Genomic DNA, 15866 nt, shown 5'->3' with positions numbered 1-15866 from the left:
AACACCCTTTAGCTTATTCTTCAGCCATCTTTCGTAAGGCAATAAAATCAATTTTACCTGTACCTAGTAGGGGTAACTCTTTAACCACACGAATATCACGAGGAATAGCTAATGCTGGTATACCAAGTTCTTGAGCTGCTTGATTAAGTAGCTCTCGATCTAATTTTGTCGAGGTAGTAAATAGAACTATCGCTTCACCTTTGGCAACATCTGCTTTCACTGTCGCACCGTGCATTGCATCAGGGTCAATTTTTTTTGCTAAAGTCTCAACACTTTCTAGTGAAACCATTTCACCCGCAATTTTGGCAAACCGTTTTAAGCGTCCTTTAATTTTGACAAATCCATCATTATCGATAGCAACAATATCACCAGTATCATACCAACCTTTTTTAGCCTCCCCATGTTCATCGACTGCAATTGGCTCTTCAAGTGCTCCAGGGTTTTCAACCCTTAAATAGCCTTTCATCACATTAGGGCCTTTAACTTGCAATTTACCGCCATCACTAATGCCTGAGACGTGAATTAATCTTGAGCTCATACCCGGCAATAAGCGCCCGACGGTACCTGTTTTAAATGCCATTGGTACATTCAGCGATACAACTGGTGCGCATTCAGTAACGCCATAGCCCTCTAAAATACGGATTCCATATTTATCTTTCCACTGTTCTCGTACTGCGTCTGATAATTTTTCTGCTCCAGCAACAACATAACGTAAACGCATAAAATCATATGGGTGAGCGTAACGAGCATAGTTTGCTAAGAACGTTGGTGTGCCAAATAAAACGGTACAGTTCTGGTCATAAATAATTTCAGGCACCATACGATAATGTAATGGATTTGGATATAAAAATGTACGGCTACCAGAAAATAATGGTAGAAATAACCCAGCAGTAATACCAAAAGCATGGAATAGAGGTAGTGCAGACATAAAACGATCAGCAGGCGTTGGATCAATAACTGTTCGGATTTGTTCAACATTAGCAAGCAAGCTACCATGGCTATGAACAACACCTTTAGGATTACCTTCTGATCCAGATGTAAACAATACTAGGGCTTCATCATCACTTGTTTGAGAATGTTTAACTAAGCGTGGGATATAGTGATGAACTAAAACAGAAAGTTTGTCTTTAAGGGTTAAAGTTTGACGTAAATCTTCAAGGAAGCACCATTTAACACCTTTTATTTCATCAAGGAGATAATCAAGCTTTCCTTTGCGAATAAATTTGCGTGAAGTAATGATAGTTTTGATTTCGGCCGCGGTAATTGCACAAATTAACCCTTTGGTGCCAGCGGTATAATTGAGCATTGCTGGAATTCGATTTTTAACCGATAAGCCAAAAATTGTTGCAACAGTAATAGTTGCGTTAGGTAATAAAACGCCAACACGTTCTTTTTTCTGGGTAATTTTAGCAATAATGCAGCTAATACCTATGATTTGTTTTAACAAATTACGATAAGATGCTTCGTGAGTTGTGGGGTCTTGCACCATACGTGATTTAATACCATAACGAACTTGAGCCTCAAGTAGCGCTTCAAATAACGTTAATTTTGGGCGACTTGCCATACGGGCATTCATCATGATTTGATGAAGTTTCTCTCCTGCAATATAACGTTTTTCGCTAGCCTTCGGTGCATCAGGCATAGCAATAGAAGTTGGTTCAAGTACATGAATCGTTATTTTAGGAAATAAACGGCGCTTAAATAGCCCTTTTAAACGGCTGGTTAGTGTAAATTCAGCTCCTTCAATCCAGACAGGCACTATCGTTGCTTGAGAACGAGCTGCAACAAAAGCAGCACCATCATAAATTTTCATTAATGACCCAGTGACAGTAATTCTTCCTTCGGGAAAGATAACTATCGGGCGACCTTTTTCAACTTGGCGTACTAATCGCTTGATTGCCATTGGGCTAAGCGGATCCATTGGCACAAAATCAACGTAACGCTTTGCATAGCGGACTAACCAGTGATTTATATAACCTGCATAAATAGCAAAGACGGGTCTTATTGGTAAAAACACACCAATTAAAATGCCATCAAGAAAAGATACATGGTTAGGTGTAATAAGAAGCTTGTTTTGTTTTAAATTGTCAAGATTACCGTGAATTTTGACGTGGAATAAAGTCTTTAAGAAAAATTTTAATATTTTAAATAACATCGTATTTCTCTATTAGCGTGCCAAATTGCACTGTGTAATAATAGTTAAAATACATAAAATATACAAGAGATGTAATTATTCTTAGTTTTTATTATATAAATCATTTTGTTAGAAAGTAATTGGAATGATTGACTTGAAAGTTAGATAATAGATACTAAACATAGAATAAATCTGGGAAAACCAGTAAGGAATAAAAATGCTGATTTTAACAGCCAAAGATATTGAAAAATTTTATACCATGAAAGATGCTGTAGCTGCTGATAAACAAGCCTTAAAAATCTACACTGAAGGAAATAGTGATGTACCACTGCGAATCAATTTTGATATGCAAAAAGGTCAATGTTTATTTATGCCTGCTCATATTAAGGATCAAGATATTGTAGGAATTAAGATTGTCTCGGTATTTCCTGATAATTCAAAGCTAGGCAAACCATCAGTACCTGCTCAAGTGTTAATGCTAGATCCAAAAACTGGTGAGGTTTGTGCCTTGTTAGACGGTACTTTTGTTACTCAGCTTCGAACAGGTGCTGTTCAAGGTGCGGCAACGGATTTGTTGGCTCGTAAAGATGCTCGTCGTGCAGTATTGATCGGTACAGGTGGCCAAGCGATATCTCAATTAGAAGCAATGTTAACGGTTCGTCCGCTTACAGATGTGGCTATTTTTGATATTGATATACAAAAAGCTAAGCGGTTTACTGATGAGGTAAAATGTCGTTTTTCTCATTATTCTACTCATTTTTATTTTTCACAGGATTTGGATGAAGACATTAGCCAAGCTGATATTATTACTTCTATTACTACATCAAAAGTGGTGACATTTAATGGTGATAAAGTAAAGCCTGGTACGCATATAAATGGTGTCGGTGCTTATACTCCACAAATGCATGAAATCCCTCAAAGTATTGTTGAAAAGGCCGATATTCGTGTGCTTGATACTAAAGAGGGGGTATTTGCAGAGGCTGGCGATATTATTGATCCAATTAAACAAAATCTGGTATCAGAAGATGATTTTCTAGAGTTGGGGGATTTAGTCATCGATCCGACACAATGCCGACAAAATGAGGAACAAATTACGCTATTTAAAACAGTTGGAACGGCTGTACTAGATGTGTATATTGGTTATGATATCTATCTCAAAGCAAAAGAAAAAGGAATAGGAATAGGTCTGGATTTATAGTAATTGATTTTTGGGCTGGAATGCGATTTTTTTATCAAAAAGTTTTTTAGGTAGATGCGTGTTTAAGTATAAAACTAGCTTTTTAGCTCTTCTTTTTGTGAACGTCCAAGTAATGTCATAGCTGCTTGTTTTGGATCTTTATGCTGATAAAGGACTTGGTAAATTTGTTCAGTAATTGGCATATCTATATGATATTTTTGGGCTAGCAACCAGACTTCTTTTGTATTTTTGCATCCTTCAACAACTTGGGCAATGGCATTTTGAGCTTCTTCAATAGACTTATTTTGTCCTAATAATATGCCAAAACGACGATTACGAGATTGATTATCTGTACAGGTTAAAACCAGATCCCCAAGTCCAGCCATTCCCATAAAGGTTGCAGGATCTGCGCCTAATGCTGCACCTAATCGCATCATTTCAGCAAGCCCACGCGTAATTAATGCGGTTCTTGCATTAGCACCGAAACCAAGTCCATCCGATAATCCAGCGCCAATGGCAATCACATTTTTTATTGCCCCCCCAAGCTGTACACCAACAAAATCTTTGCTGCTATAAACGCGGAAGCTTTTACTGCAATGGAATAATGTTTGCAATTGATTTAAAAAATGTTCATCTGTTGATGCAACCGTTACCGCAGTTGGTAATCCAGATGCGACCTCTTTAGCAAATGTTGGCCCTGAAATCACGGCTAATGGAACTTTATCACCCAAAATTTCTTTTGCTACATCTTGTAGTAATCGACCTGTATCTACTTCCAACCCTTTTGTTGCCCAGACAATTTTAGTATCTTGGCGTAAAAATGGTTTAATTTGAGTTAGAATACTTGCAAAAGCGTGGCTAGGTACCACAATAAGTAAAATTGGAGCGGCTGAAACCGCTGTTTTTAAATCACTTTCGATTTGTAACAGATCAGGAAATGGGATATCTGGTAAAAATTGTCTATTTTGCCTTTCATGCTGCAAAATGGTCATTTTATCTGGGTTATGACCCCATAATAAAGTTGAATGCCCATTTCGTGCCAGTAAAATAGCTAAAGATGTTCCATAAGAGCCTGAGCCAATTACTGTTATTGCAGCAGTTTTTTTCATAATAACTCAATAAACTTATTGTTAATTGTCTGAAACACAATAATTATTGCAATGTTTCAGTTGGTTCAGCTTGTTGTTGAAGATAATTAATGAATAATGCCTCAAAATTTACTGGCTCTAAATTTACTTGAGGAAACGTGCCTTTATTAACTAAGCTTGACACAACTTCTCGAGCATAAGGGAACAAAATATTTGGGCAATAAGCACCAACACAATGTTGAATTTGACCTTCGTCGAATCCAATAAGTGAAAAAATACCTGCTTGAGTCACTTCACAAATATACACCACTTCCTCTTGTTGCTTTACAGTCACAGTAACGCGTAACGCAATTTCGTACACATTTTCACTTAAAACTTGTGACGATGAGTTTAATTCTATATTTAAGTCTGGTTGCCACTGTTTTGTAAAAATTTCAGGAACATTATTGGTTTCAAATGAAACATCTTTAGTATAAATACGTTGAATTGCAAACTGTGTTTCGGGTTGTTGCGTATTGTTTTGTTCTGTCATGATAAAACCTTATTTTTAAAATATATTATTTTCTAACGAGTGGTAAATTTTCGCCATTCCATCCGGCAATACCGTCTTTTAATGTAAAGACATTTAAGAAACCTTGTTTGACCAGTATTTCACCTATACCTGTTGATGATAAACCATTTTCATCAACCAAAATAACAATGCTTTCTTTAAATTTTTCAATTATTTTTGCACTCGCATTTTTAATATCGATAGGCAAAACATTGTGAGATTCGGTGATATGCCCTTTTTTAAAGCTATCGGTAGAGCGAATATCAATGATAACAGCATTTTGCTTATTAATCATATGGATTGCTTGAGCATTATTAATAATTTTAACCTTAGATAGTTTACTTTTAATGGTTAGCACAATAATTGCAACAAACAGTACAATCCAACCTAAAGAAAGTAAAAGATGATTTTTTACAAAAGGTAGTATTTCGAGTGTTATAAAGTCCATATTTGTATGATTACCTAGTCATTTCAATATAAGGTGAGATTATAACGATATTATGCACTGAAATACAGCACCAATAAGAAAATCTTGCTATTTTATAAATTATATTTATTTAATTTTAAGGAATTGACTAATGAAATTGAAACGACTTATCTTTTTGGTGTGTGTCTTATTTTCCATTATTCCTCAGGTATTTGCTGATGATTATTATAAATCTAATAAATTTAATACTCAAACTATTGAAGCAGAATCTTTATTAGCTAATTATTATTTAGAAAACGGTAATTATCATCAAGCTTATGCTGAATATGCTAAATTGATGAAAAGAAATCTTAGTTTTACAAAAAGATTTTACATACAAAATACTTTTGCTTGGTTAATAATAAATGGATATGACACTAAGCAAGATGTATTTAAGGCAATTGATCTTTATTATGATTCTTATCGTGATTTTAATCGATTTAATCATGATTTGATGATTAGTGAGGTAAATGCAGCACAATATATGAATCAGCAAGAAAAATTGTGGAATTTTATGTTTGTTGATATTGTTTCAAATAGTCATTATGTTTCAGCAAAGCAAAAGTCAGACTTATTTGCCATTTTATTTCCTAATAATCCACATGCATTAACTCAATTTAATAAACAAATTTCTGAGTTAAAGAGAACAAAACTCCGTAACGTAAAAATCAAACATTCAGAATATTTCCCGCACTATTACTATGATCCTGATTTGACTTGTCGTGATTTTTTGCGTGAATTTGATACAGATGCGCCCGATTTCTTTAAATATAATGATTGTATACAAAATGACAAAGGACAAGGAAAACCTCTTAAAGTTATTTATAAAATTGAAGGTAAATATGCAAAACAAGCACATCAGTATTTAGCTAACACCATGGGAATAGGTGAACTTAAATTAATTTGCTGTTATTGGGGCACGGATGTTTATCCTTCTACATCTTTTGTAAATCCTAAAGATCATATGCTGTATAACGTAGTATTTAGTTCAGAAGAAACAATTAAGTATGACTGGAATAAAATAACTTTTTATTTGAGCATTGAAGCACTGCGAGAAGATATATAGGATATAAAAATTGATTTTAATTTTTTATACGACCATTTTTGCGCATCATTTTGGTGCTAATTGCATTGTTTTGATGCAACTGTAATATTTATGTTACTATAGCTACTTATAAAGCCACTAAAAATAGAGTTAAAAAATTGGCATTAAATTTGCATTCACTATAGCAACTTGATAAGAATACCTTAAAAACTGAATAATTATTATTTGCCCTCAATGGAGAAGATACATGTCTACACAAAAAGTTTTATCACTAATTAAACAAAATGATGTTAAATTTGTTGATTTACGTTTTACCGATACTAAAGGTAAAGAACAACACGTTACTATTCCTGTTAGCCAAATTGACGCTGATTTCTTTGAAGATGGTAAAATGTTTGATGGCTCATCAATTGCTGGTTGGAAAGGGATTAATGAATCAGACATGGTATTAATGCCCGATGCTTCAACGGCCGTTATCGATCCTTTTTTCGAAGATGTGACATTAAATCTCCGTTGTGATGTTTTAGAACCAGCGACGCTACAAGGCTATGATCGCGATCCACGTTCAATCGCTAAACGTGCGGAAGATTATCTAAAGTCATCAGGTATTGCCGATACTGTTATTTTTGGGCCTGAACCAGAATTTTTCTTATTTGATGATATTCGTTTTGGCTCGCCAATGTCTGGAAGTTTTGTGCATATTGATGATATTGAAGCAGCGTGGAACTCAGGTACTAAATATGATGAAGGTAATAAAGGACATCGTCCTGGTGTTAAAGGCGGTTATTTTCCACTTCCACCAGTTGATTCATCACAAGATATCCGCTCCGAGATGTGTTTAATTATGGAGCAACTTGGCTTAGTGGTTGAAGCTCACCATCATGAAGTGGCAACAGCAGGTCAAAACGAAATTGCTTGTCGTTTTAACACGTTAACTAAAAAAGCTGATGAAGTACAAATCTATAAATATGTAGTACAAAATGTGGCACACGCTTATGGTAAAACTGCGACCTTTATGCCAAAACCAATGTTTGGTGATAATGGATCTGGTATGCACTGTCATCAATCATTGGCAAAAGATGGAGTCAATTTATTTGCTGGGGATAAGTATGCCGGTCTTTCAGAAATGGCATTATTTTATATTGGCGGTATTATCAAACATGCTAAAGCGATTAATGCATTTACAAACCCCGCAACTAATTCTTATAAACGCCTAGTTCCTGGCTATGAAGCGCCAGTTATGCTTGCTTACTCTGCACGTAACCGTTCTGCATCAATTCGTATTCCTGTTGTTACCAGTCCTAAAGCGCGTCGTATTGAAGTTCGCTTCCCAGATCCAGCAGGTAATCCATACTTATCTTTTGCTGCGCAGTTAATGGCTGGTTTAGATGGCATTATCAATAAAATTCATCCTGGTGATGCAATGGACAAAAATTTATACGACTTACCGCCAGAAGAATCTAAATTAATTCCTCAAGTAGCAGGTTCGCTTGAAGAAGCACTTAATGCATTAGATGCGGATCGTGAATTTTTAACACGAGGGAATGTATTTACTAATGATACTATTGATGCATACATTGATTTAAAACGTCAAGATGTTGATCGTGTACGTATGACTCCTCATCCAGTTGAGTTTGAAATGTATTATAGTTTATAAGGTATTTTAAACGTTAAGCTACCGTACTTGCGGTGGCTTCTAATCAGGACGGGAACCCAACGATGATATTTGATAGTGAACCTGACGCTAATCTTGTTCTTGATTCGATGATTACAAGTATTTTATTACTCGATACAAAACTCAATATTCTCTATGCCAATACGGCTGCACAGCAATTATTAGCGCAAAGTTCTAAAAAAATATTAGGAAGTCACCTGACCGATTTAATTGGTTATTTCTCTTTAGATATTGATTTAATGCTAAGTGCATTAAATCAAAATCAAGGTTTTACAGACAACGAAGTCAATTTAGTGATTAATAATGAATTACATATTTTATCATTGACAGCTCAACTATTAGGTGGTACTCGAATTTTAATTGAAATGGCTCCGTTAAATAATCACAAACGCCTTAGCCAAGAACAATTGCAACAAGCCCAGCAGAGTGCTGCTCGTGAATTAGTCCGAGGCCTTGCTCATGAAATCAAAAATCCACTAGGCGGACTTCGAGGTGCTGCCCAATTATTATCACGAGAGCTACCCAAAAATGAATTGCAAGATTATACAAAAGTTATTATTGAACAAGCGGATAGATTGAAAAAACTTGTAGACAGATTATTAGGTCCACAACAACGATTGCAACAAAAAGAACAAAATATCCATCAAGCAATAGAACGTATTTATGCTTTACTCTGTTTGGAAAAACCGATCAATATTGAAATTCTGCGTGATTATGATCCAAGCTTACCTGATTTAATTCATGATTCGGAACAGATCGAGCAGGTGATTTTGAATATTGTTCGTAATGCTTTACAAGCTATTGGTTCTAAAGTTGGTAAAATTATCATTAGGACACGAACGGCTTTTCAGGTTACCTTACATGGTCAGCGCTATCGGCTTTGTGCTCGTATTGATATTGAAGATAACGGACCAGGAGTTCCTATTCATATCCAAGATACCTTATTTTATCCTATGGTGAGCGGTTATGAAGGTGGGACAGGCATTGGTCTTTCTATTGCGCATAATATTGTTGATCAACATCATGGTAAAATTGAATTTAATAGTTGGCCGGGGCATACAGAATTTTCTATCTATTTGCCAATTAGGCAGTGAGGTAAATTAAAATGAATGTTTGGATTGTCGACGATGATAGTTCTATTCGCTGGGTATTAGAAAAAGCATTAACGAATGCAAATTTCAATTGTGTTAGCTTTGCTAGTGGCCAAGAAGTTATTGAGGCATTAGATACACATGTGCAAAAACCCGCTGTATTAATCTCCGACATTAAAATGCCCGGGCTTGATGGGTTAACATTGCTCCATCATGTAAAAGAGCAAATGCCAAATTTACCTGTTATTATTATGACAGCACATTCTGATCTTGATGCTGCAGTTAATGCTTATCAAAAAGGTGCTTATGATTATATCCCAAAACCTTTTGATGTGGACGAAGCGATTCAGCTGGTTGAGCGGGCTATTTTACAAACTCAGAGCAACAAAACCAGTAATAATACGCCTGCGAAAGCATCAGCAGGTATTATTGGCGAAGCTCCTTCCATGCAAGAAGTATTTCGTATTATTGGGCGATTATCTAAATCATCGATTAGTGTGTTAATTAATGGTGAGTCAGGAACAGGTAAAGAGTTGGTTGCTAAGGCATTACATACTCATAGTCCCCGTTCTCAATCCCCTTTTATTGCGTTAAATATGGCAGCAATCCCTAAAGATTTGATTGAAGCTGAGCTTTTTGGGCATGAAAAAGGGGCATTTACAGGGGCAACTCAAATTAGGCATGGACGTTTTGAACAAGCTAATGGTGGTACTTTATTTTTAGATGAAATTGGCGATATGCCACTTGATGTTCAAACTAGACTATTAAGGGTGCTTGCAGATGGGCAGTTTTATCGTATTGGTGGTTATTCACCTGTAAAAGTGGACGTTCGAATTATTGCTGCAACCCATCAAAATTTAGAAGCAAGAGTAAGAGAAGGTAAATTTAGAGATGACTTATTCCACCGTTTAAATGTGATTCGCATTTTGCTCCCGCCATTGCGTGATAGAGCGCAAGATATTCCAAAGCTTGCTGATCATTTTTTACATACAACAGCTAAAGAATTAGGTGTAGAAAGTAAAGTATTTAGTCCTGAGGCATTAGGTGTTTTATGTAGGTTTAATTGGCCAGGCAATGTGCGTCAGCTTGAAAATGCTTGTCGTTGGGTGACGGTAATGTCTTCAAATCAAGAGGTTTTAGTTCAAGATTTACCACCAGAGTTATTGCCGTTATCTGCTACCAAAACTATTATTACAAATGAAACGATGGCTTTGTCCGAAAATGACTTTTCTCAGCAAGAAGCAGATTGGAAAGTATTATTAGCACAGTGGGCAAAGCAAGCTTTGATAGAGGGTAAAAATGGCATTTTGACGGAGGCAATAAATGATGTTGAATACATCTTATTAAAAAGTGCACTCAATTTTACCCGTGGCCATAAACAAGATGCGGCTTATCTCTTAGGTTGGGGGCGAAATACATTAACTCGAAAACTTAAAGAGTTATCGCGTGATCCCAATAAAGTTTTCTAACTATTAACATGAATTATGCTATCGAATAAATCGATAGCTTTTTAGCCTATTTATCCATTTCACATTTATTTCACTTGTCTCTAATAATATATTGCTTTGTTAAATATATAAAGTTCATTGAACCCTACCTATTTTTTGGTTACAATCATGATGTAAATGATAATTATTATAATCATTGTTTTATAGTTTTTTATTTAGGCTGATAATTAGGAGTTATAATGTATTCATATATTAAAGTGAAATTTTTAGTTTTACTTACCGCATTACTTGTTTTAGTTGGGTGTGACAATAAAAAAGAATCGCAAACACCAGCAAATACGATTACTGTTGAACATGCTCAAGGTAAAACAGATGTTCCTGAAAATCCGAAAAAAGTTGTTGTTTTTAATATTGCAACACTTGATATTATTGATGCTTTGAATATTCCTGTCTCGGCTGTTCCTCAATCTGATGTACATTTACCAGATTTCTTATCTAAATATAGCGATAAAGCCTATACTAATGTTGGAACCTTATTTGAACCAAATTATGAGGTATTAAGCTCAATTCAACCTGATATTATTATTGCTGGTGGTCGTGCAACTGATGCTTATAAAAAATTGAATGATATTGCTCCAACACTTTCTTTAGATATTGATCCGAAAGACTTTTTAGGTAGTTTAACCCAAAGAACAGAGCAATTAGGCACTATTTTTAATAAACAAAACGAAGCTAAAAAACTTATTAATGATTTTAATCAAAAAATTGAACAGCTAAAACCAAAGACAAGCGCGGCAGGTAGTGCATTAGTGATTATGGTTAATGGTGGTAAAATGTCGGCTTATGGTCCAAAATCTCGTTTTGGTTTTGTGTTTGATCTACTTGGTTTTCAACCTGCAACCACCTTCCAAGAAGCTGGTCGTCATGGTAATGCGGTGACCTCTGAATTTATCTTAAGTGTTAATCCGCAGTGGTTGTTTGTGTTAGATAGAGATAGTGCAATTGGTAATAAAGAAGCACAATCTGCACAGCAAGTACTAAACAACGACTTAATTCAAAAAACAGCAGCATGGCAAAATAAACAAATTATCTATTTAGATTCAACTTCAATGTATATTGCAGGCGGTATTCAAACTTATAGCCGTTTGATAGATCAAATTCGTGAAGCTTTACAAAAAACATCAACGAATTGATGTAAAACATGATTAAGTCCTTTTATATTATTGCAGGCATTTTCATTTTATTGATAATGACTGCAATAAGTTTATTTATTGGCGCTGGGCATGTGACGCTATTGGAACTATGCTCTGATAGTAACATGCGCGAGATTTTTTTTGTCAGCCGTGTGCCAAGAACTGTCGCTTTATTATTAGCGGGAAGTGCGATGAGTGTTGCAGGTTTAATTATGCAACTGTTAACACAAAATCGATTTGTTGAACCATCTTTGGTTGGTACAACGCAATCAGCTAGCCTTGGTTTATTAGTTATGATGGTTTTAGCGCCTAGCGCAAGTGTTATGACTAAAATGGTCGTTGCCAGCTTATTTTCCATGATTGGCACAATGATTTTTATGGTAATTTCTCGAAAAGTCATTTTTAAATCTGCTTTGATGGTACCACTTATTGGTATTATGTTAGGAGCGGTTATTAGTGCAATTACTACGTTTTTTGCCATGTATTTTGATTTATTACAATCACTTGGTGGTTGGGAATCGGGGGATTTTTCAGGGGTTTTGCAAGGTCGTTATGAACTATTATGGTTAGTTGGTGGATTGACGTTACTCGCATGTTGGAGCGCTGATCAATTCACTGTAGCTGGTTTGGGTCGAGATTTTTCAATTAATGTGGGGCTTAATTATCGACTTGTTATGTTGACAGGACTTATTGTTATTGCATTAATTGGTGGTATTGTGGTTGTGGTTGTGGGGGTTTTGCCTTTTTTAGGATTGATTGTACCAAATATTGTTAGTTTATTATTTGGTGATAATGTCCGTAAAACTATTCCATGGATCTGTTTGTTTGGTAGTGGGTTAGTTTTAATTTGCGACATCATTGGGCGCATTATTCGCTATCCGTTTGAGATTCCAGTTAGTGTGATTTTGGGCGTGGTTGGCGCTATTATTTTTTTAATATTGTTGGGTCGGAAACGCCATGTTAGTTAGCCAAAAACGCCATGCTTTATGCCAAAAAAGAGTAATTTTATTGTTTATTATTGCGCTAATTTGCGTAACTTGCTTTATGACCTTCGGTCTTAAGGGCAATATCAGTTACATTTTGAGCCATCGAACATGGATTATGCTAACTATGATTTTAGTTGCCTTTTCAGCTGCGACGTCGACATTACTTTTTCAAACGGTTACCAATAATCGAATATTAACTCCATCAATTATGGGATTTGAATCTCTGTTTGTGCTCATTCAAACTGTTGTGATCTTTTGTATTGATACACAAGGCATTCCTTATATCGGTATTATCGGCAAATTTGTATTTGAATCACTTTTATTAATCTTATTTTCTCTATTTTTGTATCGAGGTTTGTTTACTAAATTCAAGCAAAATTTACATTTAGTATTATTAATTGGTATCATTTTAGGCACATTATTCCGTAGTTTTTCTAATCTATTGCAGCGACTAATGACACCAACTGAATTTGCTGTGTTACAAAGTCGTATTTTTGCGACATTTACACGTGCAGAACCAGTATTGATCATATTTTCATTAGTGATTGCCTCAATTATTGGTGTCGTTTTATGGCGAATGCGATTTAAATTTGATGTGCTTGCGCTGGGACGTGATAATGCAATAAATCTAGGGATTAATTACCATAGAAGTATCACGATTGTTTTATTGCTTGTCTCGGTTTTGGTATCGATATCAACGGCTTTAGTTGGTCCATTTACTTTCTTAGGTCTTTTAATTGCTAATTTAGCTTATAGTGTTAGTGGCTCTAGCCAGCATCGTTTTTTACTTCCTACCGCTTTTTTATTAGGCGTTATTTTTCTTGTTGGTGGACAAATGTTTTTAGAGCGAGTGTTAAATATGGTTGGAGCATTATCTATTGTCATTGAATTTATTGGTGGTTCTTTGTTTATCTTCTTATTATTGAAAAAGGTTCAAAAGTGATAAAAATTGAGAATGTTTGTAAAAATTATCAAACAATACCTGTATTGCAAAATGTGAATGCGACAATTACACAAGGTGGCATTACTGCTATCATTGGTCCAAATGGAGCAGGTAAGTCAACGTTACTATCAATTATAAGTCGACTTTTATTAGCCGATGAAGGGCAAGTTAAAATTCAAAATATGGATGTTGTTAACACACCAAGCGATAAATTAGCTACCTATTTATCAGTATTAAGGCAAGAAAACCGCTTCACCAGTAGATTAACTGTTTTTGAGTTAGTCGGGTTTGGGCGCTACCCTTATACCAAAGGGCGCTTAAATGCTGATGATTATAACCATATTCATCGTGCACTTGATTTTTTAGATCTTACTGAATATAAAGAGCGCTTTTTAGATGAATTATCTGGCGGACAACGGCAACGTGCTTATGTTGCCATGGTACTTTGCCAAGATACTGAATATGTATTACTTGATGAACCACTCAATAATCTCGATATGAAACATGCTGTCACTATGATGAAACAATTGCGCCGTGCTGCTGATGAACTGGGTAAAACCATTGTGATTGTTATTCATGATATCAACTTTGCATCTGTATATTCAGATTACATTTTAGCCATGAAAAATGGCGAGCTAATATACCAAGGCAGCCCACAACAAATTATGAATTCGACTATTTTAGAAGATATATTTGATACGCCCGTCAAAATTGAAAATGTCCATGATCAAAATATTGCTATTTATTACTAATGATTAATGTACTTATTATTTTGGTAAGATCTAACTAAATCCTATTTTTTTGATTAGTCATTTTTATCTTTAGGCTTTTTGTATAAAACGTAAAATACAGCTAACTTATTGAGTAGTCATGATAATCAATATTTACAAATTATTTTGATTCAGGTTAAATAACTAACTATATTTAGTTGGGATGGTGTTATGAAATTAGAACAAATCGCTCTTTTGGCTGGTGTCTCAACAACAACAGCGAGTTATGTGATCAATGGAAAAGCCAAAAAGTACCGCGTGAGTGACAAAACAGTTGAAAAAGTCATGTCGGTGGTAAAAGCGCATAATTACCAACCTAATGCCGTAGCAGCAGGGCTTAGAGCTGGTAAAACACGTACTATCGGTTTTATTATTCCTGATTTAGAAAACAATAGTTACACCCGCATTGCCAATTATTTAGAACAACTAGTAAGAAAAGAGGGATATCAATTATTACTCGCGTGTTCTGAAGACAATCCACAAATCGAAAAAGAGTGCGTCAAACATCTTCAGCAACGCAGGGTAGATGCTTTGATTATTTCATCATCATTCGTTTCTGCTCAGGATTATATTTTTTATGATGACTGGCAAAACGAAAAGATTCCATTATTCGCACTCGATAGAATATTATCCATATCTAAATTTAGAAATATTGTAGGTGCCGATAAACAAGATTCTAAATTACTGGCTCAAGCATTTAATAACTTTGTAGAAGATTCGGTAGTTTATATTGGGGCTTTGCCCAACTTATCGGTTAGTCAACTTCGTTTAGATGGTTTTAAAGATATTCAACTTAATAATTGTAGTCAAATTGATTTTTTATATGCAAATAATTATAGTCGTCAAGATGCTGATTTTGCCTTTAGTCAATGGTTAGAAAACCATGAAATGCCTAATGGCATTTTTACGACTTCTTTTTCTTTATTACAAGGAAGTATTGATGCAATTTTAAGAAAATTTGGACATCTACCCGAAGCTTTAACGATTGCTACCTTTGGTGATAATGAGTTATTAGACTTTTTGCCATGTAAAGTCATATCGCTTTCACAAGATCACAAAGAAGTTGCCAATGTAACAATAAAACTGTTTTTAAACTATCTGCATAACGAGAATTATCAATCAGGTACGACAATAATTCCGAGGCGATTGATCTATCGAGGTAGCTTAAGCCGTTAAGATATTGATAGACACCAAACGCTATATTGGCTCTAAAACAGTTTAAATTTTAAATAAAAAATAAGATCCAGATCACAAATTATTGATCAATAGAAATAATTTATTTGATAATTAATATTAATTT

At 35.0% G+C, this 15866-nt stretch carries 14 protein-coding genes; 10 read left to right on the top strand and 4 right to left on the bottom strand.

The annotated features are described in order from the left end of the window. Positions 1–13: 13 nt before the first annotated feature. Positions 14–2155, bottom strand: coding sequence for a bifunctional acyl-ACP--phospholipid O-acyltransferase/long-chain-fatty-acid--ACP ligase (gene aas, locus A9G41_RS12110; RefSeq protein WP_065582340.1), 2142 nt, complete (start codon positions 2153–2155; stop codon positions 14–16). A gap of 196 nt (positions 2156–2351) precedes the next feature. Here aas and A9G41_RS12105 point away from each other — a divergent pair, with 196 nt between their 5' ends. Next, positions 2352–3332 carry an ornithine cyclodeaminase family protein gene (locus tag A9G41_RS12105; protein WP_065582341.1) on the top strand — a complete coding sequence of 327 codons (981 nt, stop codon included), beginning with the start codon at positions 2352–2354 and terminating at the stop codon, positions 3330–3332. 74 nt (positions 3333–3406) lie between these two features. Here the strand turns inward: A9G41_RS12105 and gpsA are convergent, their stop codons facing one another. Genes gpsA through A9G41_RS12090 form a run of 3 tightly spaced genes read right to left on the bottom strand, consistent with a single transcriptional unit; the run spans position 3407 to position 5397 of the window. Then, positions 3407–4423 carry an NAD(P)H-dependent glycerol-3-phosphate dehydrogenase gene (gpsA, locus tag A9G41_RS12100; protein ID WP_176700443.1) on the bottom strand — a complete coding sequence of 339 codons (1017 nt, stop codon included), beginning with the start codon at positions 4421–4423 and terminating at the stop codon, positions 3407–3409. A gap of 40 nt (positions 4424–4463) precedes the next feature. Then, positions 4464–4931 (bottom strand): protein-export chaperone SecB, encoded by a 468-nt coding sequence (secB, locus tag A9G41_RS12095; protein ID WP_065582343.1) that lies wholly within the window; start codon positions 4929–4931, stop codon positions 4464–4466. Positions 4932–4956: 25 nt separating this feature from the next. After that, positions 4957–5397: a rhodanese-like domain-containing protein gene (locus A9G41_RS12090; RefSeq protein ID WP_065582344.1), complete on the bottom strand. Its 441-nt coding sequence runs from the start codon at positions 5395–5397 to the stop codon at positions 4957–4959. 130 nt (positions 5398–5527) lie between these two features. Here A9G41_RS12090 and A9G41_RS12085 point away from each other — a divergent pair, with 130 nt between their 5' ends. From A9G41_RS12085 to cra, 9 genes are all read left to right on the top strand, one after another. After that, positions 5528–6481 carry a DUF4952 domain-containing protein gene (locus A9G41_RS12085; protein WP_065582345.1) on the top strand — a complete coding sequence of 318 codons (954 nt, stop codon included), beginning with the start codon at positions 5528–5530 and terminating at the stop codon, positions 6479–6481. Positions 6482–6707: 226 nt separating this feature from the next. Then, a complete protein-coding gene (glnA, locus tag A9G41_RS12080) occupies positions 6708–8117 on the top strand; it encodes a glutamate--ammonia ligase (protein WP_065566349.1) in 1410 nt (469 codons plus the stop codon). 62 nt (positions 8118–8179) lie between these two features. Then, the gene (gene glnL / locus A9G41_RS12075) at positions 8180–9229 is read left to right on the top strand and encodes a nitrogen regulation protein NR(II) (protein ID WP_065582346.1); all 1050 of its coding nucleotides are present in this window, start codon (positions 8180–8182) and stop codon (positions 9227–9229) included. 11 nt (positions 9230–9240) lie between these two features. Continuing rightward, entirely contained in the window at positions 9241–10695 is a 1455-nt protein-coding gene (glnG, locus tag A9G41_RS12070) for a nitrogen regulation protein NR(I) (protein ID WP_065582347.1), read from the top strand. 218 nt (positions 10696–10913) lie between these two features. Continuing rightward, a complete protein-coding gene (locus tag A9G41_RS12065; protein WP_065582348.1) occupies positions 10914–11867 on the top strand; it encodes a siderophore ABC transporter substrate-binding protein in 954 nt (317 codons plus the stop codon). 8 nt (positions 11868–11875) lie between these two features. Then, positions 11876–12835, top strand: coding sequence for an ABC transporter permease (locus A9G41_RS12060; protein WP_218057956.1), 960 nt, complete (start codon positions 11876–11878; stop codon positions 12833–12835). Continuing rightward, positions 12825–13796, top strand: a complete 972-nt coding sequence (locus A9G41_RS12055; RefSeq protein WP_065582349.1) for an iron chelate uptake ABC transporter family permease subunit — start codon at positions 12825–12827, stop codon at positions 13794–13796. The genes A9G41_RS12060 and A9G41_RS12055 overlap by 11 nt, the downstream gene beginning before the upstream one ends. After that, positions 13793–14548, top strand: coding sequence for an iron ABC transporter ATP-binding protein (locus tag A9G41_RS12050; protein WP_065582350.1), 756 nt, complete (start codon positions 13793–13795; stop codon positions 14546–14548). Before A9G41_RS12055 ends, A9G41_RS12050 begins: the two co-directional genes overlap by 4 nt. A gap of 189 nt (positions 14549–14737) precedes the next feature. Next, positions 14738–15742: a catabolite repressor/activator gene (gene cra / locus A9G41_RS12045; protein ID WP_065582351.1), complete on the top strand. Its 1005-nt coding sequence runs from the start codon at positions 14738–14740 to the stop codon at positions 15740–15742. Positions 15743–15866: the final 124 nt, after the last annotated feature.

It is taken from the genome of Gilliamella sp. Nev5-1 (assembly GCF_001690895.1).
GTDB lineage: Bacteria > Pseudomonadota > Gammaproteobacteria > Enterobacterales > Orbaceae > Gilliamella > Gilliamella apicola_C.
This window is presented reverse-complemented; position numbering and strand designations above follow the sequence as displayed.